Origin of the sequence: Ectopseudomonas khazarica (assembly GCF_004521985.1) — a bacterium.
Lineage (GTDB): Bacteria > Pseudomonadota > Gammaproteobacteria > Pseudomonadales > Pseudomonadaceae > Aquipseudomonas > Aquipseudomonas khazarica.
Window position 1 is genome coordinate 130,187 of record NZ_SBHZ01000005.1, and the last position, 21,812, is coordinate 151,998.

At 66.6% G+C, this 21,812-nt stretch carries 21 protein-coding genes; 6 read left to right on the forward strand and 15 right to left on the reverse strand.

Features of this window, described 5'->3' with window-relative positions; all coding sequences use genetic code 11:
* Nucleotides 1-58 precede the first annotated feature (58 nt).
* On the forward strand, nt 59-1,987 hold the full coding sequence (locus EPK82_RS07900; protein WP_134676245.1) for a transglycosylase SLT domain-containing protein: 1,929 nt from the start codon (nt 59-61) through the stop codon (nt 1,985-1,987).
* 74 nt (nt 1,988-2,061) lie between these two features.
* Here the strand turns inward: EPK82_RS07900 and EPK82_RS07905 are convergent, their stop codons facing one another.
* The 3 genes from EPK82_RS07905 to yegS form a co-directional block, all read right to left on the reverse strand.
* Nucleotides 2,062-2,868 (reverse strand): MOSC domain-containing protein, encoded by an 807-nt coding sequence (locus tag EPK82_RS07905; protein ID WP_134676246.1) that lies wholly within the window; start codon nt 2,866-2,868, stop codon nt 2,062-2,064.
* A gap of 172 nt (nt 2,869-3,040) precedes the next feature.
* Nucleotides 3,041-3,973, reverse strand: coding sequence for a chemotaxis protein CheV (locus EPK82_RS07910; protein WP_134676247.1), 933 nt, complete (start codon nt 3,971-3,973; stop codon nt 3,041-3,043).
* A gap of 98 nt (nt 3,974-4,071) precedes the next feature.
* Nucleotides 4,072-4,986, reverse strand: a complete 915-nt coding sequence (yegS, locus tag EPK82_RS07915; RefSeq protein ID WP_134676248.1) for a lipid kinase YegS — start codon at nt 4,984-4,986, stop codon at nt 4,072-4,074.
* 175 nt (nt 4,987-5,161) lie between these two features.
* Here yegS and EPK82_RS07920 point away from each other — a divergent pair, with 175 nt between their 5' ends.
* Entirely contained in the window at nt 5,162-5,860 is a 699-nt protein-coding gene (locus EPK82_RS07920; protein ID WP_134676249.1) for a pirin family protein, read from the forward strand.
* A gap of 37 nt (nt 5,861-5,897) precedes the next feature.
* On the opposite strand, the gene EPK82_RS07925 is transcribed toward EPK82_RS07920, so the two are convergent.
* The 3 genes from EPK82_RS07925 to EPK82_RS07935 form a co-directional block, all read right to left on the reverse strand.
* Nucleotides 5,898-7,481 carry an FGGY-family carbohydrate kinase gene (locus EPK82_RS07925; protein ID WP_394346194.1) on the reverse strand — a complete coding sequence of 528 codons (1,584 nt, stop codon included), beginning with the start codon at nt 7,479-7,481 and terminating at the stop codon, nt 5,898-5,900.
* A 77-nt stretch (nt 7,482-7,558) separates the two neighbouring features.
* Nucleotides 7,559-9,136 carry a glycerol-3-phosphate dehydrogenase/oxidase gene (locus EPK82_RS07930; protein WP_134676251.1) on the reverse strand — a complete coding sequence of 526 codons (1,578 nt, stop codon included), beginning with the start codon at nt 9,134-9,136 and terminating at the stop codon, nt 7,559-7,561.
* A gap of 2 nt (nt 9,137-9,138) precedes the next feature.
* Nucleotides 9,139-10,734, reverse strand: a complete 1,596-nt coding sequence (locus EPK82_RS07935; RefSeq protein WP_037048702.1) for an FAD-binding oxidoreductase — start codon at nt 10,732-10,734, stop codon at nt 9,139-9,141.
* A gap of 137 nt (nt 10,735-10,871) precedes the next feature.
* Between EPK82_RS07935 and gliR the strand changes: the two genes are divergently transcribed.
* Complete coding sequence (gene gliR, locus EPK82_RS07940) at nt 10,872-11,906, forward strand: AraC family transcriptional regulator GliR (RefSeq protein WP_134676252.1); 1,035 nt, start codon at nt 10,872-10,874, stop codon at nt 11,904-11,906.
* Here the strand turns inward: gliR and EPK82_RS07945 are convergent.
* The 7 genes from EPK82_RS07945 to EPK82_RS07975 form a co-directional block, all read right to left on the reverse strand.
* Nucleotides 11,903-12,511 (reverse strand): HvfX family Cu-binding RiPP maturation protein, encoded by a 609-nt coding sequence (locus EPK82_RS07945; protein ID WP_037048706.1) that lies wholly within the window; start codon nt 12,509-12,511, stop codon nt 11,903-11,905. The two genes, gliR and EPK82_RS07945, sit on opposite strands and share 4 nt — an antisense overlap.
* A 5-nt stretch (nt 12,512-12,516) precedes the next feature.
* Complete coding sequence (locus tag EPK82_RS07950; RefSeq protein ID WP_134676253.1) at nt 12,517-13,227, reverse strand: HvfC family RiPP maturation protein; 711 nt, start codon at nt 13,225-13,227, stop codon at nt 12,517-12,519.
* Nucleotides 13,224-14,066: an HvfB family MNIO-type RiPP peptide maturase gene (locus EPK82_RS07955; RefSeq protein ID WP_134676254.1), complete on the reverse strand. Its 843-nt coding sequence runs from the start codon at nt 14,064-14,066 to the stop codon at nt 13,224-13,226. The genes EPK82_RS07950 and EPK82_RS07955 overlap by 4 nt, the downstream gene beginning before the upstream one ends.
* A gap of 16 nt (nt 14,067-14,082) precedes the next feature.
* A complete protein-coding gene (locus EPK82_RS07960) occupies nt 14,083-14,376 on the reverse strand; it encodes an HvfA family oxazolone/thioamide-modified RiPP metallophore (protein WP_037048714.1) in 294 nt (97 codons plus the stop codon).
* 246 nt (nt 14,377-14,622) lie between these two features.
* Complete coding sequence (locus tag EPK82_RS07965; protein WP_037048717.1) at nt 14,623-14,856, reverse strand: anti-sigma factor family protein; 234 nt, start codon at nt 14,854-14,856, stop codon at nt 14,623-14,625.
* The gene (locus EPK82_RS07970) at nt 14,850-15,452 is read right to left on the reverse strand and encodes an RNA polymerase sigma factor (protein WP_037048720.1); all 603 of its coding nucleotides are present in this window, start codon (nt 15,450-15,452) and stop codon (nt 14,850-14,852) included. The genes EPK82_RS07965 and EPK82_RS07970 overlap by 7 nt, the downstream gene beginning before the upstream one ends.
* A gap of 71 nt (nt 15,453-15,523) precedes the next feature.
* Nucleotides 15,524-16,645 (reverse strand): beta-ketoacyl-ACP synthase III, encoded by a 1,122-nt coding sequence (locus EPK82_RS07975; protein ID WP_134676354.1) that lies wholly within the window; start codon nt 16,643-16,645, stop codon nt 15,524-15,526.
* A gap of 241 nt (nt 16,646-16,886) precedes the next feature.
* Between EPK82_RS07975 and EPK82_RS07980 the strand changes: the two genes are divergently transcribed.
* Entirely contained in the window at nt 16,887-18,497 is a 1,611-nt protein-coding gene (locus EPK82_RS07980; RefSeq protein WP_134676255.1) for an FMN-binding glutamate synthase family protein, read from the forward strand.
* 8 nt (nt 18,498-18,505) lie between these two features.
* On the forward strand, nt 18,506-19,285 hold the full coding sequence (locus EPK82_RS07985) for a substrate-binding periplasmic protein (RefSeq protein ID WP_134676256.1): 780 nt from the start codon (nt 18,506-18,508) through the stop codon (nt 19,283-19,285).
* Here EPK82_RS07985 and EPK82_RS07990 read toward each other — a convergent pair.
* Together EPK82_RS07990 and pnuC are read right to left on the reverse strand one after the other, a co-directional pair.
* On the reverse strand, nt 19,282-20,313 hold the full coding sequence (locus EPK82_RS07990; RefSeq protein WP_134676257.1) for an AAA family ATPase: 1,032 nt from the start codon (nt 20,311-20,313) through the stop codon (nt 19,282-19,284). The genes EPK82_RS07985 and EPK82_RS07990 overlap by 4 nt on opposite strands.
* Before the next feature lies 1 nt (nt 20,314).
* Nucleotides 20,315-20,887: a nicotinamide riboside transporter PnuC gene (pnuC, locus tag EPK82_RS07995; protein ID WP_134676258.1), complete on the reverse strand. Its 573-nt coding sequence runs from the start codon at nt 20,885-20,887 to the stop codon at nt 20,315-20,317.
* A 141-nt stretch (nt 20,888-21,028) separates the two neighbouring features.
* On the opposite strand from pnuC, the gene EPK82_RS08000 reads away from it, so the two are divergent.
* Entirely contained in the window at nt 21,029-21,781 is a 753-nt protein-coding gene (locus EPK82_RS08000) for a tetratricopeptide repeat protein (protein WP_134676259.1), read from the forward strand.
* Nucleotides 21,782-21,812: the final 31 nt, after the last annotated feature.

The window sequence follows — 21,812 nt, forward strand, 5'->3', positions numbered from 1 at the left end:
GACGTATGCAACAACACGGACCGTGTTGCCCAATCACCTGCTTGCCCCTGGATATACCATGCGCAGTCGCTTTCTCTCCGTAATTTCCTGCCTGATCCTCACCTCCGCCGGCGTCGCCAGCGCCGAAGCCGCCAGCCTTGCCCAGCAGCGCCAGTACTACGACGAAGCCAAGCGCGCACTGGCCAAGGGCGACAGCGGTCCCTACCGCACCTACCAGACAGCGCTGCGTGACTACCCGCTGACGCCCTACCTGACCTACGACGACCTGACCAGCCGGCTCAAGTCCGCCAGCAATGCCGAGATCGAGAAGTTTCTCGCCGAGCATGGCGACCTGCCGCAAGCCAGCTGGATGAAGCTGCGCTGGTTGCGCATGCTGGCCGAGCGCGGCGACTGGAAACCCTTTCTCGCGCACTACGATCCGGCGATGAACTTCACCGAACTGGACTGCCTCTACGGCCAGTACCAGATGACCCATGGCCAGGTCGCGGAAGGCAATGCCACGGCCGAGAAGCTCTGGCTGGTGGGCAAGTCGCAACCCAATGCCTGCGACCCGCTGTTCGAGCGCTGGACGGCCAACGGCCAGCTCACGGAGAGCCGCCGCTGGCAGCGCACCAAGCTGGCCGTCGAGGCCGGCAACTACGGTTTGGCCAACTACCTGGTCAAGGGGCTGTCCACCCTCGGCACCCACGGCAAGCTGTTGCTCGAAGTGGCGCAGAAACCGCAAACCCTGAAGCAGACCGCACGCTTCGCTCCGGCCGACGAGGCAATGGGCGACGTGGTCGGTCTCGGCCTGCGTCGCCTGGCCCGGCAGAGCCCGGAAGACGCCCTGCCGCTGCTGGACAGCTACGCGCAGCGCATGAAGTTCTCCGAACAGGAGAAGGTCGCCATCGCCCGGCAGATCGGCCTGACCCTGGCCAAGCGCTTCGACATGCGCGGGCTGCAGGTGATGGCCAAGTACGACCCGGAACTGCGCGACAACAGCGTCAGCGAGTGGCGCGCACGGCTGCTGCTGCGCAACGCTCGCTGGGATGAGGCCTACCAGCTGACCCAGCGCATGCCGGCCGAGCTGGCCAGCAGCAACCGCTGGCGCTACTGGAACGCCCGCAGCCTGCAACTGGCCCAGCCCAACAGCCAGCAACCGGCCGTGCTGTTCCAGGCACTGGCCAAGGAGCGTGACTTCTACGGTTTCATGGCCGCCGACCAGGTCAAGGCCCCCTACCAGCTGAACAACCAGCCGCTGCACATCGACCCCAAGGTCATCCAGAAGGTGCGCAACACGGCCGGCATCCGCCGCGCCATGGAGTTCCACGCCCTGGGGCAGATCGTCGACGGCCGGCGCGAGTGGTACCACGTCAGCCGCCTGTTCAGTCGCGATGAACTGGTGGCCCAGGCACGCCTGGCCTACGACATGGAGTGGTACTTCCCCGCCATCCGCACCATCAGCCAGGCCCAGTACTGGGACGACCTGGAAGTGCGCTTCCCCATGGCGCACCGGGATGACCTGGTGCGTGAAGCGCGACGCCGTGACATCCATTCGAGCTGGGTATTCGCCATCACCCGCCAGGAGAGCGCGTTCATGGCCGACGCCCGCTCCCATGCCGGCGCGATGGGCCTGATGCAGCTGATGCCGGCCACCGCCCGGGAAACCGCACGCAAGTTCGGCATTCCGCTGTCCTCGGCGAAGCAGGCGATCAACCCGGAGACCAACATCCAGCTGGGCGCCGCCTACCTGAGCCAGGTGTATGGGCAGTTCAACGGCAACCGCGTGCTCGCCTCGGCGGCCTACAACGCCGGTCCAGGCCGCGTGCGCCAGTGGCTGCGCGGCGCCAATCACCTGAGCTATGACGTCTGGGTGGAGAACATCCCGTTCGACGAGACCCGCCAGTACGTGCAGAACGTGCTGTCCTACTCGGTCATCTACGGCCAGAAGCTCAATGCCCCCCACCCGCTGGTGGCCTGGAACGAGCGCTTCTTCGACGACCAGTGAAACCGCGTGCGCTGCAAGCCATGAACGCTGAACACAGCGCTCCGGCTTGCAGCCCGAGGCTCATGGCCTGCGGCTTATTCCAGCACCTCGACCGGCATGCCCACCTGCAGCTCGCCTACGCCGCGCGGTAGCAGGTTCTGACCGAAGTACACATCGCCATCGCGCTCACGGTAGGTCTTCAGCGTGGCCAACGGTTCACGCTGGGCATGGCGCTCGCCGGTCTGCGGATCGACGGTGGTGAGGATGCAGCGCGAACAGCCCTTGGCCACGTCGAACTCCACCTCGCCAATGCGAATGCGCTTCCAGCTGTCTTCCGCGTAGGCCTCGCTGCCGGTGACCACCAGGTTGGGACGGAAGCGCAGCATCGACAGCGGCTGGCCGACACGCCGCGACAAGTCGTCCAGCGACGCCTGGCCGATCAGCAGCAGCGGGAAACCATCGGCGAAGGCCACCCGGTCCCCTGGCTGCGCATAGGCGGTATCGACCTGGCGGGTACGCTCGTCCGGCACCTGTACCAGGCGACAGGACTTGCCCAGCAGCGCACTGAGCCAGGCGGCCGCTTCGTCGCCGGCATCCGGCACGCGCAGGCTGTCACGCCAGACGGTCACACCGCGCAACGCCTGATCCGGCTCGGGAAGCGCGACGCACAGATCCTCGACCCCGGCCGCGCTGAGCGTCAGGCCGCCACGCCCGTCGTACAGGGCGCTCAGCTGGCTCATCTGCGGCAGCAGGCGTTGCGTGATGAAGCGACCGCTGTCGGAATCGACCACCATCCAGCGGCGGTCGCCATTGAGCCCCAGGCCATCGACCGCGCTGCGCTGCAGCGCCTCGCCGCGCCCGGACTTGAGCGGATAGCGGTACAGCTCCGAAAGACTCGGCATGGGTCAGCTCCCTGTTGGCAAAACGCCGTTATACGAGCTGACGCCGATGCTCACAAGCACCAGGCTGCAGGAAACAGGGTAAACCCGGGTAGCGGGTTAGGGATGGGCAGCGTCAGCGCCGGACGGTCGCCCGCCCACGCTGCGACGCAAGGACGAAGCCTGGCGTGCAGCCCTAGCGGGGCTCGTCGAGCTCCAGGCGCGTGCGGATCACGTCCACCAGCTTGTCCGGCTGGAACTTGGAGAGGAAACCGTCGCAGCCGACCTTCTTCACCATGGCCTCGTTGAAACTGCCGGACAGCGAGGTGTGCAACACCACGTAGAGGTCCTTGAGGCGCGGGTCGCTGCGAATCTCGCTGGTCAGCCGGTAGCCGTCCATTTCCGGCATCTCGGCATCGGTGAAGACCATCAGCAGCTTGTCGGTCATCACCTCACCGCTGTCGGCCCACTTCTTCAGCAGGTTGAAGGCCTTGAGGCCGTCGCTGGCCATGTGCAGGCGAATGCCCAGCTGGGTCAGGGTGTCACGCAGCTGGCTGAGCGCCACGCTGGAGTCGTCGACCAGCAGGACCTCACGACCACGCGCCTTCTCCAGCAGCGGGTCGGCCAGCTTCTCGGCCGATACCTTGGTGCTCATCGGCACGATCTCGGCCAGCACCTTCTCCACGTCGATCACCTCGACGATCTGCTCGTCGACCTTGGTGATGGCGGTCAGGTAGTGCTGCCGGCCGGCACCGCCAGGGGGCGGCTGGATCGACTCCCAGTTGAGGTTGAGGATGCGGTCGACGCTGCCGACCAGAAATGCCTGCACGGAGCGGTTGTATTCGGTGACGATGATGGTGCTGCGCTCATCCGGCACCAGCGGGCGCATGCCGATGGACTGAGACAGGTCGATCACCGGCAGGGTCTGACCACGCAGGTTGACCACGCCACAGACGAAGCGATGGCGCTGGGGCATCAGCGTCAGCTTGGGCATCTGCAGGACTTCCTGCACCTTGAACACGTTGATCGCGAACAGCTGCCGGCCGCCCAGGCGGAACATGAGGATTTCCAGGCGGTTTTCGCCGACCAGTTGCGTGCGTTGATCTACTGAATCAAGAATGCCGGCCATCATGCGCTCCCGTGGTGTTTAGTGAGTCTAGCCTGCCATTAGGGTTATCGGCGAGCGGCCGGCAGACTGTAGCATTGCTGGCGCTCAGCCATCATGCCTCAGCCCTCCTCACCTGACCAGCGACCGAGTAGCGGGGAATGCTCCGGCAGGTGCAGACGCAGGGCAGCAGGCACCGCGTCGAAACGCAGGCGCTCGCTCGTCATCGGCTCGCCATCGAGGTTGAGGTCGAGCCCCTCGCTGGCCTCGACCTCGACCCAGGGCAGGCGGGCGTTGATCGCCACGCTCTGCAGGCCGCGCATGCCGCCCGACAGCAGGGTGCCCAGGGTCGTCACCACATCCTGCGCGGCCGGTACGATGCAGACGTCCAGCAGGCCGTCGTCGACCCTGGCCTGCGGGCACAGCACATGGCCGCCGCCGGCCTGGCGGCCGTTGCCGATGCCCAGCGCGAGAAACTCCCCCTGCCAGTCGAAGTCAGGCCCGTGAAAGCGCCCCGTGGCGGCGCGCACCTCGGAAAAGCGGCTGAGCCCGGTGAGCAGATAGGCGGCGCCACCCAGCACCTTCTTCAGTTCTTCCGGCGTGTTGGCGGTGACGTTGGAGCCGAAGCCGCCCGTGGCCATGTTGAGGAAGGCACGTTCGCCCGCCATGCCGATATCCACGCTCACCGGCTCGACCTCCAGCAGCGCCAGCGCGGCGGCGGGGGCCAGGGCGATACCGGCGGCGTGGGCAAAGTCATTGGCGGTGCCCAGTGGCAGCAGCGCCAGGCTCGCCTCGCTCCGCGCCCTGACCAGCGCCTCCACCACATCGCGCAGGGTGCCATCGCCACCGCCGGCGATCAGCGTCCGATAGCCGGCCGCCAGCCCTTCCTCGACCAGTCGTTCGGCGTCACCGCCTTCCCAGGTCAGGCGCACCGCCAGGTCCCAGCCACGCTCGCGCAGGCCGTTCACCGCCGCCCTCACCTCTTCGTTCAGTGCCTGTTTGCCATGCAGGATCAGCCAGGCCTTGCGCTCGCCCATCGCACTCCTCCTTGAAGGGTTCAGCGAAAGCCTAGTGCTTGGCCTTCGCGAAAATAATCGAATGAATCGATGTTAATACCAAAAATATTGCGCTTTAAAATCGATTAAACCAAATGGATCATGCCGCCATCGACACTGCCCGGGACTCAGCCCTGGCGTGACAGGAGGATTGACCATGATTGACGTACGTCCGTTCGAACAACTCGGTGGCGCCCACCACGGCTGGCTCAATGCCCGCCACCATTTTTCCTTCGCCGAATACTACGATCCGCAGCGCATGAGCTGGGGCAACCTGCGTGTCTGGAACGACGACGAGATCGCGCCGCACTCGGGCTTCCCGCCCCATCCGCATCGTGACATGGAGATCATCACCTATGTCCGCGAAGGGGCTATCAGCCACGAGGACAACCTGGGCAACAAGGGCCGTACCGAGGCCGGCGATGTGCAGGTGATGAGCGCCGGCACCGGGATCGCCCACAGCGAGTACAACCTGGAGGATGAGACCACCAAGATCTTCCAGATCTGGATCCAGCCGACCCAGGCGGGCCTGCCGCCGTCCTGGGGCGCCAGGCCGTTTCCCAAGGGAGATCGCTCCGGAGCCTTCGTCACCCTGGCCAGTGGCTACGAGGAAGATGTCGACGCCCTGCGCATCCGCACCGATGCGCGACTGCTAGCCGCCACGATCAAGGCCGGACAGACCGCCGAGTACAGCCTACAGCCGGGCCGCAAGGCCTATCTGGTCGCGGCCAGCGGCGCCTTCAGCGTCAACGGCGTGGCCGCCAAGGCACGTGACGGGGTGGCCATCGCCAAGGAAACCCAGCTGCGCGTCGAAGCGCAGGAAGACAGCGAGATCGTGCTGGTGGACGTCGCCTGAGGCTATTCGGGGGCGACGCACCTCCCGGCTTGCAGCCCTAGGCCGGATAGCCGGTGATCTTGCGGATGCGCTGGTACAGCGGCCTGAGCTGGCGATACATGCGCTGGTAGACCTGCGTGTAGAGCTGCTCGTAGGTGCGCTGCGCCGCCGGGTCGGGCTCGAAGACCTGGCCGACGCGGGTCATCGCGGCGATGGCGGCCGCATAGTCGGCATGCAGGCCAAGGCCCACGGCGCAGTTGATCGCCGCCCCGAGGCCGCTGGTTTCGTACAGATGCGGGCGCTCTGCCGGCAGGCCGAAGATGTCGGCGGTCAGCTGCATCGCCGCATCGCTCTGCGAACCACCGCCGGACACGCGCAGGCGCCGGATCGGCGTGCCGGCACGTTTCTCGATGCGCTCCTTGCCCTGGCGCAGGGCATACGCCAGCCCTTCGAGGATGGCGCGATACAGGTGGGCGCGCGTGTGCACGTCACCGAAGCCGATGATCGAGCCCTTGGCCTCCAGTCCGGGCTCCCGGATACCGGGGGTCCAGTAGGGTTGCAGCATCAGCCCCATGGAGCCGGGGGGCACGGCGTTGACCAGTTCGTCGAACAGGGCCTCGGGCGCCACGCCCAGAGCCTCGGCGCGCTGCATCTCGCGCAGGCCGAACTCGCGCTTGAACCAGCTGACCATCCAGAAACCGCGATAGATCATCACCTCGGTGTTGAAGTGATCCGGCAGCGCTGCCGGGTACGGCGGAATCAGCGCGATGGTCTCCAGATAACGACTGCGGGTGGTGTTGATGGTCGCCGTGGTGCCGTAGGAGAGGCACGCGGTGCTCGCGTCCAGTGCGCCGGAGCCGAGCACCTCGCAGGCCTTGTCGGCACCAGCGGCGATCAGCGGCAGCCCCTCGGGAATACCGGTGTGACGACTCGCCTGCGCCGAGATGCTGCCCAGGCGCTCCCCCGGCTTGAACAGCTCGGGCAGCTGTTCCCGGCGTACCGCCAGCGCCTGCCATTTCCAGTCCCGCGGCGCAGCCCAGCACAGGCGCTTGTAGTCGAACGGCAGGTAGGCCACGCAACTGCTGGTCGAGTCGACGAAACGACCACACAGACGATGGGTGAGAAAGCCCGAGAGCAGCAGCACCTTGTGCGTGCGGGCGGCGATCTCCGGTTGCTGCTGGGCGACCCAGTTGACCTCGGCCTGGCCACGGAAGTGATCGACCGCCTCCTCGGCACGGGCCAGTTTGAACAGCCAGCCCCACGGCCCCTTGATGCGCTCGCGGACCTCGGCGCGACGCTGGTCGAGCCAGAGGATCGCCGGGCGCAGCGGCGTGCCCTGCTCATCGACATGAATGACGCTGCCACGCTGCGTGGTCACCGCCACGCCCCTGATCAGGCTGCGGTCGATGTCCGCCTGCTGCCAGAGCAGCCGACAGGCCTCACCCAGGCTGGCCCAGTAATACTCCGGGTCCTGCTCGGCCCAGCCCGGCTGGCTGGAGAAGTACGGGTCGAGCTCCACCTTGCCCTTGGCGAGCAGGTTGCCGGCGGTATCGAACAGCAGCGCACGCACGCTCTGGGTGCCGTTGTCGATGCTCAGCAGGTAGCTTGGTTCGCTCAAGGTGTGATCCTTCTTGTCAGGCATGTGGCTGCGTGGCCGGCTGCATACCGGGCGCGGCTTCTTCGTTTGTCCCGGTTCGCGTCCAGGCCGCCGCTGGATGATCAGGCTGGCGGCAAGCTGTAGCAGCGTTGCCAGAGCGCCAGGTAGTTCGCTTGTTCCTGCAGCCAGCGCTCGTCGCTCCAGCCCAGGCGTGGCTGGCACAGCGCACGAATGCGCGGCAGCTCGGCACGCCCGCCTTCGGCCAGCAACAGGCCCAGACGGGTACGGCGCAGCAGCAGGTCGTCCAGGTGCAGCACCAGTTCGCCGTCGACGGCCCAGGCCAGCTCGGCCCACAGGGTGTCGGTGCCGGCGACGCACGCCTCACCCAGGGCTTCGATCCGGCGCAGCACCTCGCCCAGCTGGCGACCATGGCGACCGGCCAGACGCCGTTGCTGCGCCGGGCTCAGCGACGCCATGGACGGCAACGCTTCAGCGCGGAACACCGCACAACCGCGGTCGTCGACCGTCTTGCCGACGAAGCCGGCGCAGGCCCGCAGCACCTCCAGCGCCAGCAGCCGGAAGGTCGTCAGCTTGCCGCCGGCCAGGGTCACGCACCCCGGCTCGACCCACAGCGCATGCTCGCGCTTCTCGTCCGAGGGCTTCAGGCCGACGGCGCCGTCACTTACCACCGGACGCACGCCGGCCCAGGTCGCCAGCACGTCGGCGCGGCCGACCAGGGCCTGGGGAAACTGCTGGGCACAGGCCGCCAGCAGGTAGTCGACCTCCGCGTTGCTGATGGCCGCCTCGTCATCCAGCGCCCCATCATGATCCAGGTCGGTGGTGCCGATCACCGTCGCCCCTTCCCAGGGGAAGACGAACACCGGCCGACCATCCTCCGCATGCATGAAACTGAAGGCGTGGGCCACCGGCAGGCGCCAGCCCGGCAGCAGCAGATGGCTGCCGCGCAGCGGGCGGATCCGCCCATTGCCCGGCGTCCGCAGGCGGTCGGCCCAGGCCCCGGTGGCCTGCGCCACGGCGCGACTGCGCAGCGGGTAGCGCGCGCCCGTCTGCGTATCTTCGGCGAGCACACCGACGACCTGGTCCGCCTCGCGCAGCAGCTCGACCACGCGCATGCCGTTGAGCGCCTCGCCACCGTCGCTGCGCGCCTCACCCAGCACACGTTGCACCAGGCGCGCATCGTCGGTCACCGCGTCGAAGAAACGCGTGCCACCCAGCAGGCCATCCTCGCGCAGGCCCGGCGCCAGGTAGCGCAGTTGCTGCAGCGGGTAGAACAGGTGATTGCGCTTGCCGGCCAGGGCGTCATACAGGCTCAGCAAACCGCCGAAGACCCTGGGGCCGGGAAAGCCGCCACGATAGTGCGGCATGACGAAGCTCAGCGGCTGCACCAGCCCCGGCGCCTCGCCCAGCAGGCGCTGGCGCTCGCGTACCGAGTCACGGGTCAGCGCCAGTTGCCCCTTGGCGACATAGCGCAACCCGCCGTGGACCATTTTCGACGAGCGACTGGAGGTGCCCCAGGCGAAATCACGCTGCTCCAGCAGCAGGCAACGCCAGCCACGCCGGGCGGCCTCGCGCAGGATGCCGGCGCCGCAGATGCCGCCGCCGATCACCAGCAAGTCCCAGTCGCGCGCCGCCAGCTCGGGCAGGGCACGTTCGCGCCAGGCGGCGTTCCAGGCTTCCATGATCAGTCCTGCAGGAGCACGCCGGGAGCCAGGCGCTGTTCAGGATCGAAATGCGCGGACAGCTTGCGCAACGTGGCCATGCCCAGTTCGCCCTTCTCCTCCACCAGGTACGGCGCATGGTCACGCCCGACGCCATGCTGGTGGCTGATGGTGCCGCGGTTCTCGGCGATGGTGCGGCTGGCCGCAGCCTTCAGGCGCTGCCAGCGCGACAGGGCCTCGGCGTAGTCGCTGCCCGGCCGGAACACATAGGTGGTGTAGATGCTGGAGCCCTCGCCATAGACGTGCGACAGGTGGGTGAACACATGCACGCGCTCACCGTCGCCGACCAGCTCTTCGCGCAGGCTGGCTTCGACCTTGTTCAGCAGGTTGTCGACGTTCGACCAGTCGGTGGCGGTTTCCAGGGTGTCGACCAGATAGCCGCCCTCCCACAGACCGTGGCGCAGGTACGGGAAGCGGAAGCGATTCTGCTCCCACTTCTTGCCCAGCAGGGTGCCGGTGAACACTCCGCCGAAGCCCTTCAGCAGGCGCCGCGCCTGTTTCAGCGAGGCGGCGTTCTGCACGCGGCTGCCGGTGACGCCGAAGGTCAGCATGCACTTGCCGTCACGGGCGCCGCGCAACGCCAGGTACTTTTCCAGCAGGGCGATCTGCTGCGGATGCCCGGCCAGCGCCAGCTGGGTTCGCGACTCGATGGCATTGGACAGGCGCAGCATGGACAGGGGTACGCGCGCCTGGGCCAGTTGGCGCACGGCGCTCAGTGCCTGCTGCCAGTCGGGCAGGAAGACGCTATAGAAGCGCTCCTGCTCGGCCAGGCGGCTGATGCGCACGCGAACTTCGGAAATCACCCCGAAGCGCCCTTCCGAGCCCAGCACCAGCTCGCGCAGGTCGGGGCCGGCGGCCGAGGCCGGGAAGGTGGGAATCTCCAGGGTGCCGGCGAAGGTTTCCAGCTTGCCGCCGGCGAACAGTTGCTCGATGCGCCCATAGCGCAGGGACTGCTGACCGCTGGAGCGACTGGCCACCCAGCCGCCGAGGGTCGACAGCTCCCAGGACTGCGGGAAGTGCCCCAGGGTGTAGCCGCGTGCGCGCAACTGGCTCTCGACCTGCGGGCCATTGGCGCCGGGGCCGAAGGTGGCGATGAGGCTGTCTTCGTCGATGTCGAGCAGACGCGTCATGCGCTCCAGCGACAGGGTCAGCACGGGGCGCTCGCCGGCTTGCGGATTGATGTGCCCGGCCACCGAGGTACCGCCGCCATAGGGAATCAGCGTGACGTCGTGCTGCTGCGCCCAGGCCAGCAGCTCGCGGATCTGCTCGGCGCTTTCCGGGCAGGCAACGCCATCGGGAAACAGGCCGAAATCCCCGGAGCGCATGGCCAGCCAGTCCGGCAGGCTCTGCCCACGGGCGTGGCGCACGCGCATCTCGGCGTCCTGGCTGATCGACGGGTGCGGCGCCAGGCGCGACGGCGGCACGCTGGTCAGCACCTGCGCCAGGCTGGCATCGGCCAGACGCTGCCCTGGCCCGATCAGCTCGGCGAGAAACGCCTCGCCATGTGCCGGCAGTTCCACTTCGGTCGACTCGTCACCCCATCCGTTCCAGCGTCGCATTGCGTTCCCCATTCCGATCAGCACTGATGGCTGCCTATACTAGCCAGCCGTCGTCCGCCGTCACTGTCGGATTGTGACAGGCGCTGTCGCCAATCAAGACAGGCAGAGCACCCTTTCACCCAGAACAAGAAGAACCCATGGAAAACCTCGGCTACACCTCGGTTCCCGCCCTGCTCAAGTACCTGCGCCAGGCCGAGCACCTCGGCCTGGACATCGATCGCGCGCTGGCGGCGGCCGGCATCGATGCGCGCGACCTGGCCGACAACGGCAAGCGCATGCCCAGCGAGGTGCATGAACGCCTGCTGGAATACCTGATGAGCGTTTCCGCCGACCCGCTGTTCGGCCTGCACGCGGCGCGCTTCGTGCAGCCGGGTTCCTGGAGCGTGCTCGGTTACATCGCCATGAACTGCGCCACCCTGGGCGAAGCCATGAGCCGCATCGTGCCCTACGAGAAACTGGTGGGTGACATGGGCACCAGCCGTATCGAAGCGGCCGAGGACCATGTACGTCTGATCTGGAGCTGCCGTCATCAGGGCCCCGAGGTGCGGCGACACATGGTGGAGAACGTGCTCGCCTCCTGGCTGCTGTACGCACGCTGGATCGCCGACTCCGAGCACTCGCCACGCGAGGTGTGGTTCGAGCACGCGCAACCGGCCGGCACCACGCTCGACGACTACCAGCAGCTGTTCGGCTGCCCGGTGCTGTTCGAGCAGCCATGCAATGCGCTGCTGGTGCCGCTGGACTACCTGGGCGTCGCGTTGCGCCAGGCCGACGCCAACCTGCTGCGCACGCTGGAAGAGCACGCGCTGACCCTGATGGCCGGCCTGGACGATGACGAGCCGCTACCGCGACGGGTGAAGAATGCCCTGCGCCTGCTGCTCAAGGATGGTCTGCCACGCAAGGAGCGGGTGGCCGAGAAGTTCGACATGACGGTGCGCACCCTGCAGCGCCATCTGCAGCAGGCCGGCACCAGCTACCAGCAGATACTCGACGAGCTGCGTCAGGAGCTGGCCGAGCACTACCTGCTGCGCAGTGACCTGGCGATCCAGGACATTGCCTGCTACCTGGGTTTCACCGAGTCACGCTCCTTCCACCGCAGTTTCAAGAGCTGGACCGGACAGACGCCGGGGGAGTTTCGCGAGAACCGGCGCCGTGACAACCCGCTCGCCTAGGCGGACGCACGCGGCGTGCGCCACTGCCGCGCCAGCCAGTAATCCAGACTGAACCAGCGCCCTGCCCCACTGAAGAACAGCGCGACCAGCATCACCAGGTAAGTGACGGCGAACTCGATGCCGTTGTTCAGCACCACGAACTTGCCGCTGCTCGTCAGCCAGTCATAGTTGCCGTGTTCGCGCAGGATGGCGCGTGCCCGTTCCAGCTTCTGCGCAGCCGCCAGCACGCGTTCGTTGGCGAAGGGCGCGGACGGGTCGGCGATCGCCTGCCAGCCGTAGGGCCAGTGCACCGCACAGATCGCCACCAGCATGGTGACGATCAGCGGAATGCTGATCCAGCGCACCGCCAGGCCGAACAGCAGCAGAATGGCGCCACCGGCCTCGCTCAGCGCTGCGGCCCAGGCCAGCAGCTCGGGGAATGGCAGGCCAAGCCCCCAGTCCGGGTTGCCGAACCAGGCCGCCGTGGCGCCGATATCGGCCAGTTTCTGCGTACCGGCCATCCAGAACACCGGCACCAGGTACAGGCGCAGCAGCAGCGGGCCGAGGAAATCCAGGCGCCGGGAATACTCCAGCGCATCCTGGAAACGATTGAGCAAAGCGATCATGACGGTCAGTCCTCGGTATAGGGAAACCAGATGTCGCGCGCCTGCCAGTCTTCCAGCAGCGCACGGGCGTTAGCGAAATAGCTGCGGTCGGCGGCCAAGCCTGCAGCCGTGGCCAGGGCCAGCTGCGCCTGCAGCGGTGGTTCGCCGGCCTGCAGGCGCAGCGCCAGCTGGTAGGCGAAGGGCGTCAGCTGCATGAAGCGCACCTGATCCTTGCCATCCCGCCAGACCAGCAGGCAGGTCGGCTCGTCAGGCGGCTGCGCAGGGCGATGTTCAGCACCGATGCGCTGGACCGGCCACACATAGGCCAGCGGCCAGGCCAGCGGCGACCAGCCGCGTTGCGGCAGCTGCGCCTCGCTGACATCCAGCGCCAGCTCCACCCATTCGTAGTGCGCCAGCTCCAGCATGAACGGCGGGTCGTCAGGCTCAGGGCGGTAGCCCTGTTGCAACCAGGCGATGAACTCCTGACTGATTTCCAGGAAATAGGGGGTAGCGGCACGGTGTTCGGCGAGAAAGCCGCGCACCAGGCGTTGCCAGCGCTCGGCACCGAGCACGCCGCGCAGCACCGGGAAGGCACCGCTCACCAGGCTGGCGACATTGTTGAAGAACAGCTCCTCGTAGATCGCCATGCGCTCGGCGGCGATCCCCGGCAGCAGCCTGTGCGCATCGGGCTGACGGATGCGCGCGGCGAAATCGCGCTGCAGCTCGATCCCCTTCATGTGCCGTACCTGCCGAGAGGTGCCGCGGCCTGCTGCAACGCACGGATATGCGCCAGCTCGGCATAGAGTTCGGCCAGCGGCGGGAAGTTGAAGTCGCGCTCCAGCAGCGTCGGTCGCACGCCATGCCGCGCGTAGGTGGCACGCAGCAGGGCCCAGACCGGGTCGATCACCGCGGCTCCGTGGGTATCGATCTTCAGGTCGTCGGCCTGGTCGTAGTGACCGGCCACATGCAGGTAGGCGATGCGCTCGCTGGGCATCGCCGCGATGTAGGCATCGGCATCGAAGCCGAAATTCAGGCTGTTGACGTAGACGTTGTTGACGTCCAGCAGCAGCTGGCAGTCGGCCCGCTCCAGCACCGCGCAGACGAACTCTGCTTCCTCCAGCTCACCCGGCAGGCGTGCATAGGCCGAGACGTTCTCGATGATCAGCGGCCGTTCCAGCACGTCCTGGACGATGCGCACGCGCTCGGCGATGCGCAGCACCGACTCCTCGGAGAACGGCAGCGGCATCAGGTCGTAGAGCTGGCCCTCGTCGGCACAGGCCGACAGGTGCTCGCTGTAGGCCAGCACGCCGTGCGCATCGAGAAAACCCTTGATGGCGTGCAGCAGGTCCAGATCCAGCGGTGCAAAGCCACCCAGGTTGAGGGAAAGACCATGGCACAACAGCGGCCGGCGCTCGCTCAGGGCCCGCAACTGCTTGCCCAGGCGACCGCCGACGCCGATCCAGTTCTCCGGCGCGACCTCCAGGAAGTCGGCGCCGCTGGCGGCATCGGCGCTCAGCTCGGCCAACAGGCCGCGGCGCAGGCCAAGCCCGGCGCCGCTGAGAGGTGCGAGTTGCATGATCCGTCCCTCGCCCTTACTCGCTCTTCTCGCCGCCGCACTTGCCTTCGCCGCATTTGCCTTCGGCGTCGGCCTTCTTCTCGGCACCGCACTTGCCCTCGCCGCACTTGCCTTCCTGATCGGCCTTCATCTCGCCACCGCACTTGCCTTCGCCACAGGAACCTTCCTGGGCCTTCTCGGCAGCTGCCAGGCTGTAGCCGCTGGCCAGTTCCTGCGCGGCGAACGGGTTGCTCGCAGCGTGCGCGGTGAACGCCACGGAAGTCAGCAGTGCAGCGCCCAGGGTGGCAGTCAGGGTATTGAGTTGTTTCATGGTGCATCTCCATCGGTTCGATTGACGGGGCCGGATTGGCGCCCTCGCAGCAATGGACGAGGCACAGGTGCGGACGTTACAGCGGAGGGTGAAAACTTTTCCCTGGCCGGGAGGCAATGCGCATTGAGCAGGTGCGCGACTGTCGATAACCGGCTATCCAGGCGGTCGCGGCTGAAGCCCCTCCCACAGGGGGATGAATGGTGGTGAACGGGAGAAAAGAAAAACCCGGATCACTCCGGGTTCGCTTCAATCGTCGTCGCGGCGCGTCTGCGCCAGACGCTCGGACAGAGCCTCGAGTTCGGGCAGCTCGCCCTCCGGCATCTGTCGGATCACCGCCTGGGTCAACTTCATCTGCCGGATGAAACGCCGGCAGTTACCGCACATGGCCAGGTGCGCGCGCACCGCGATACGCTGGCGCAGGGTCAGTTGGCCGTCGAGAAAATCGCTTGAGTGAGCGACCAGTTCCTTGCAGGTCAGCATTGGCCTGTCTCCTCGAAATGTTCCAGAGTGGCGAAGACTTTCAGGCGTGCTCGATGCAGCAGCACACGCGCATTGGAGAGCGAGATGTCGAGAAGATTACAGATCGCCTCCAACTCCAGCCCCTGCCGCTCGCGCAATATCAGGACGCTGCTCTGCAATTCTGACAGGCTGGTCAGCGTATGCTCCAGGCACTCGCGCAGCTCGTCCTCGGTCAGCAACGCCTCGGGGCTGTCCTGATGCCAGGCGTGGGGCGCCAGCAGCCAGTGGCCATCGTCGGCGAAGCGCTCCTCGCCGATGGTGCCGTGGGGCGCTGGCAGGTCGTCGAGCAGCACTTCGCGACGATTCTGCTTGAGACGGGTCTTGGCGGTATTGGCGGTGATGGTCAACAGCCAGGTCTTCAGGCTGGCACGCCCCTCGAAGCCGCTGAGACTGCGCACCACCGCGAGCCACGCGTCCTGCACCACCTCATCGGCGTGGCGGCTGCCGACGATGGCGTAGGCCACCGCCCGCATCGCGCCCTGATAGCGAGCGACCAGCTCGCGATAAGCCTTCTGCTCACCGGCGAGCAGACGATCCAGCAGTTCGGAATCGGACATAGAACTCCCTAGGATGAAGCCTGAGCGCACGCATGAACGCCCCGCGCGCGTCAGGCATTCTTAAAGAGAGTTCAACGCTTGCGCAAAATTACACTGCCGATCGAATAACCGGCACCGAAGGAGCTTAGAACACCCAGGCTGCCCGCGGGCAGATCGTCCTGGTTCTTGTGCAGGGCGATCACCGAACCGGCCGAACTGGTGTTGGCGTAGGTGTCGAGAATCACCGGCGCCTCATGCGGCTCGGCATCACGGCCCAGCAGCTTGCGAGCGATCAGCAGGTTCATGTTGAGGTTGGCCTGGTGCAACCAGAAGCGCTTGACGTCGCTGACGTTGAGCTGGTTTTCCGCCAGGTGCGCGGCGATCAGCTCGGCGACCATCGGGCAGACGTCCTTGAACACCTTGCGGCCTTCCTGCACGAACAGCTTGTCGCGAGTGCCCACGCCCTCCTCCGCCGCACGGTTGAGGAAACCGAAGTTGTTGCGGATGTTGTTGGAGAACTGGGTCAGCAGCTTGGTGCCGACCACGTCGAACTGATGCCTGGAGGTGGCCTGGTCGGCGCGCTCGATGATCACCGCCGTGGCGGCATCACCGAAGATGAAGTGGCTGTCCCGGTCACGGAAGTTCAGGTGGCCGGTGCAGATTTCCGGGTTGACCATGAGAATGGCGCGGGCCTGGCCGGTCTGGATCGCGGTGGTCGCGGCCTGGATGCCGAAGGTGGCCGACGAGCAGGCCACGTTCATGTCATACCCCCAGCCCTCGATGCCCAGGGCCGCCTGCACTTCGATGGCCACCGCCGGGTAGGCGCGCTGCAGGTTCGAACAGGCGACGATCACCCCGTCGATGTCGGCGACGGTCTTGCCGGCACGCTCCAGCGCCTGCTTGGCAGCGCCCACGGCCATCTCGCAGAGGATGCCCCATTGTTCGTTGGAGCGCTCGGGGATGCGCGGCACCATGCGCTGCGGGTCGAGGATGCCGTCCTTGTCGATGACGAAGCGGCTCTTGATGCCCGACGCCTTCTCGATGAAACCACTGCTGGACTCGCTCAGCGCCTCGACCTCGCCACGGGCGATGGCCTCGGCGTTGTCAGCGTTGAACTGCTGCACGTAGGCATTGAAGGATGCCACCAGTTCGTCGTTGGAAATGCTGTTGGCCGGGGTATAGAGGCCGGTACCACTGATCACGACGTTATGCACGGTCATTCCTCTTCTTGGCCGCCAAGGACGGCCTCAGGCAGTAGGACTGCGACGATTGCGCAGACCAAAAAAACGGGGGATAAGGGCCAAGCTCTGGCGATGGTTGGCTCCGGGCCACTGAGTGTGCCACAGGGCGTGGCCATTCGTCCTCAGCCCTTGAGAGTGTCTATACGGACAAAACATGACCATATATAGCCATTTGGTCTAAAGTCTGGTTTTGTTCCACGTCACGGGAGACCGCATGAACCTGTCCTTGCTCAGCCGCTACGCTTTCTTCGCCTTCTGCGTGCTGTTTACCCTGGGCAGCCTGCCCTTCCTCGATCACGAGTGGCTGTGGCCCTTCACCCTGCTCGGCGCCGTGCTCAGCCTGATCGGTATCGGCGACCTGCTGCAGAAGCGCCATGCGGTGCGCCGCAACTATCCGATCCTCGGCAATATCCGCTACCTGGTCGAGGGCATCCGCCCGGAAATTCGCCAGTACCTGCTCGAAGGCGACGCCGAACAGCTGCCCTTCTCGCGCTCGCAACGCTCGCTGGTCTACTCCCGGGCGAAGAACGAAGGCGCCGACAAGCCCTTCGGCACCCTCAGCGACGTCTACCAGAGCGGCTTCGAGTTCATCAGCCACTCCATGCGTCCGGCGCCGCTGACCGACCCCTGCAGCTTCCGCGTGGAAATCGGCGGGCCGCAATGCCGCCAGCCTTACTCGGCCTCCCTGTTCAACATCTCGGCAATGAGCTTCGGCTCGCTGAGCGCCAATGCCATTCGTGCCCTCAACGAGGGTGCGAAGCTCGGCGACTTCTACCACGACACCGGCGAAGGCAGCATCAGCCCCTATCATCGCGAGCATGGCGGTGATCTGGTGTGGGAACTGGGCAGTGGCTACTTCGGCTGCCGCGCCTCGGACGGCCGCTTCGATGCCGAACGCTTCGCTGCCCAGGCCTGCACCCCGCAGGTGAAGATGATCGAGATCAAGCTCAGCCAGGGCGCCAAGCCTGGCCATGGCGGCATCCTGCCCAAGCACAAGATCACTGCGGAAATCGCCAGCACACGCGGCATCCCGATGGGCGAGGATTGCGTGTCCCCGTCGCGCCACAGCGCATTCTCCACGCCGACCGAGCTGCTGCAGTTCATTGCCCAGCTGCGCGAGCTGTCGGGCGGCAAGCCGGTGGGCTTCAAGTTCTGCCTGGGCCACCCCTGGGAATTCATGGGCATCGTCAAGGCCATGCTGGAGACCGGCATCCTGCCGGACTTCATCGTCGTCGACGGCAAGGAGGGCGGCACCGGTGCCGCGCCGCTGGAGTTCACCGACCACCTCGGCGTGCCACTGCGCGAAGGCCTGCTGTTCGTGCATAACACCCTGGTTGGCAGCAACCTGCGCGACAAGATCAAGCTCGGCGCCAGCGGCAAGATCGTCAGCGCCTTCGACATCGCCCGCGTGCTGGCCATCGGCGCCGACTGGGCCAACTCGGCGCGCGGCTTCATGTTCGCCATCGGCTGCATCCAGTCGCAGTCCTGCCACACCAACAAGTGCCCGACCGGCGTCGCCACCCAGGACCCGCTGCGCCAGCGCGCCCTGGTGGTCGAGGACAAGGCCCAGCGTGTGCACAACTTCCACCGCAACACGCTCAAGGCGCTGGCCGAGATGCTCGCCGCCGCCGGCCTCGACCACCCCGCACAGATCGATGCCAAGCATCTGGTGCAGCGCATGTCCGCCACCGAGATCAAGCTGTTCGCCCAGCAGCACGTCTTCCTCGCACCGGGCGAGCTGGTCAGCGGCAAGATCAGCGGCGAGTTCTACGAACGCATGTGGAACATGGCGCGGGCGGACAGCTTCGAACCCGCGCTGGCCTGAGCGACAGCATGCCCGAGCAGCTACCGCGCCGACACCAACGCTGCCCAGCACTGAGGCCCCTGCGCCTGCTAGGCGCCCTGCTGCTGGCGGTCGGCGTTGCCGCCTTCGCGCAGGAGCAACGCCCGCTGCGGTTCGCCGTCACCGAGAGCTGGGCCATGCCGATGATGCAGATCGTCGACGGCCAGGCGACCACCGGCATTCTCTATGACCTGCAGATGCGCCTGGCACAGAAGGTTGGCCGCACCGCCGAGCTGCTGGTGATGCCACGCCTGCGTGTGCAACGCACGCTGGTTCGAGGCGAAATCGACGTACGCTGCTACGTCAACCCGTCCTGGCTCCAGGAGTCACATCACCAGTACATCTGGAGTCTGCCCTTCATGGTCCAGCACGACCTGATCGTGGGGCGCAGCGCCGAGCCCGACTTCGCGCTGGAGAAGCTTAGCGGCCAGCGCCTGGGGACGGTCCTGGGTTTCAGCTACCCCAGCCTGCAGGCGCTGTTCGACAGTGCCCGGATTCACCGCGAGGACGCCCGCACCCAGGCCCTGGCGCTGGAGAAACTCGAGGCCGGTCGCTACCGCTATGCGCTCAGCAACAGCCTGTCCCTGGCCTGGTTCAACCGCCATCGGAGCAAAGCCGAGCAGTTGCACGTGCTCGGCGAAATCAGCAGCGACCTGGTCTCCTGCATCGTTCGTGACGAGCCGGACGTACCGACGCAAGCACTCCTGCGCGCCCTGGTGCAGATGAAGCAGGACGGCGAGTTCGACGCCATCCTCGCCCGCTACCGCTAGGCGTCGGCCAGCACCTGCAGCACCTGCTCGACGCGCTGCGCCAGGCTGCCGGCAAGACGCGTGAACGCCAAGCCGCGCTGCTGCAGCGCCTGTTCGTACCACTGGTTCTGGCGTCGCCGGAACGTCTCGTCCTGGCGCGTGCCGTCCTGCACGAAGGGGAAGTCATCGGCGCACAGGAACACGTGGTGATAATGCCGCCGGGCAAGCTGCTCCAGCTCGGCCTCGGCGCGCCCGAACAGCTCACGGCAATAGAACAGCGTGGTCAGTGGCGTGGTGTCGCAGACCAGGTAGCGCTGACAGTGCCCGGCCAGTTCCCGCTCCCGCGCGACCTGGGTGCGGCCGATCCGCAGCAGGTCGTCGTAGCCCAGCACACCGCCCTGCTGCTCCCACAACTCTCGACCGTACTCGGCAGCATGGCGCGTACCCAGCGCCTCGGCCAGCGCCAGGCCGAGGCTGCTCTTGCCGGTGGACTCGCCGCCGAGCAAGGCGATGCGCTCGACGAAGTCCGCGTAGACCTGTGGCGCCAGGTACTCGCGCAAACCATGGACATCGGCGCGCAGACGCGTACCGGACACCGGCACCGTGACACGTGCACGGTCGATCTCGACATGCTGCACCGGCCGCCCGAAGCACCTGGCCAGATGCGCAGCGAAACCATCGCCATAGGCTTCGCTGGTGAACACCGCATCCACCGGCCGGCCGAGCACGGCCAGGCAGAAATCGGCGACGAACTGGCGCTGCGCCGCAGCGGGTGCCGATTCATGGGGAAGCTCCGCCAGCGCCACGCCTCGGGCACGCTGCTCATCAACCCAGTCGGCTGTCACCACCCAGCTGCGCAGGTGCGGAAAGCGCGCCTGCAACCAGCGCGCGCGACGCTGCGGCGCGCAGCCGGGCAACTCCGGGTTCGACCAGCTGAGCAGCACCAGCTGCTGGCACTGCATCTGCGCCTGGCGGATCAGCCACTCGTGGCCCAGGTGCAGCGGCGCGAACTTGCCCACCACCAGGCCACAGGCGAATCGCTGGCGCATGTCAGGCCGCCTGCGCCTCGACCGCCAGCTCACGGCGCCAGCAGTACAGGCCGTACCAGGCGTTGAACCAGAACAGCACGTAGATGAAGGCCGTCAGGTACAGCTCACGCGAGACGAACAGCGGCACCGCCAGGGTGTTCACCAGCAGCCAGCCGTACCAGGTCTCCAGCTTGCGGCGCATCAGCAGCAGTTGCGCCAACACGCTGAAGGTCAGCACCAGCGAGTCGATGAAGGGCGCGTAGGCATCGGTGAAGTGATGCAGCAGCGCGCCGTAGGCCAGAGCGACGACCACCGCGAGCGACAGCGCCAGGCACAGTTCTCGCCAGGATGAGCGAACGATGGGCAGCGCCGTCCCGCTGCGCCCGTACAGCCAGCTCCACCAGCCCAGCAGGCTGGTGGCGATGAAGAACAGCTGCAGGGTGACGTCCGCGTACAGCTGCACGCTGAAGAACAGCCAGCCAAAGAGCACGCAGCCGACCAACCCGACGGCCCAGGTGTGCACCGAATTGCGTGCAGCCAGCAACACCGAGAGCAGGTAGAACAGGTTGGCGAAGATCTCCAGCAACGACGGCATGCACGCATCCTCAACGGCAGCGAATCAGCCGCGCAGCCTATCACGTGACGTACCCCACAGCCGTGCATGGATCACCTGACAACCATGGCGATCCATGCTCTGATAGCCGCCCCTCCGCACTCCAAAGGACTGGACCGCACCATGCCCCTGCTCGCCCTGCTGATCATCGCCTGCCAAGTCACCTGCGGCCTCCACGTGGTACGCAGCGGCCAGGATCGCTACTGGCTGTACCTGATCATCGCCCTGCCCGGCATCGGCTGCCTGATCTACTTTCTCGGCATCATGCTGCCGGAGCTGCTCGGCAGCCGCCGTGGCCGCCGCGCGCTCGGCAAACTGCACGACAGCATCGATCCGCAGCGCCACCTGCGGGCCCTGCGCGATGAACTGGAGATTCGCGACACCCGCGACACCCGCGTGAACCTGGCCGACGAACTGCTGCGCATGGGGCAGGCGCAAGAGGCCGCCCAGCACTATCAGCAAGCCTTGCGCGGCATTCACAGCGACGCCCCGGACATCCTCCTCGGCCTGGCCAGGGCCCGCTTCGCCCTGGGCGATTTCGCCGGCTGCCAGGCCAGTCTCGACCAGCTGATCGCGCAGAACCCCGACTTCCGCTCGGCCGACGGCCACTTGCTGTATGCCCGCGCCCTGGAGGCCCAGGGCAACGACCTCAAGGCCGAAGAGGAATACCGGGTGCTCGGCAGCTACTGCACCAGCCCCGAGGCGAACTACCGCTACGCCCTGCTGCTGCGCCGGGTCGGCCGCGAGCGCGAAGCCGTCGAACTGCTGGAGCAGATCCAGACCCACGCGCGCCGTTCCGCCCGCCACTACCGGACCCTGCACCAGGAGTGGCTGGAGCTCAGCCGCAAGGCACTGCTCGAGCTGCAACGCGACTGAACGGCTCGCCATTATTTGCGTGCATCGTTCA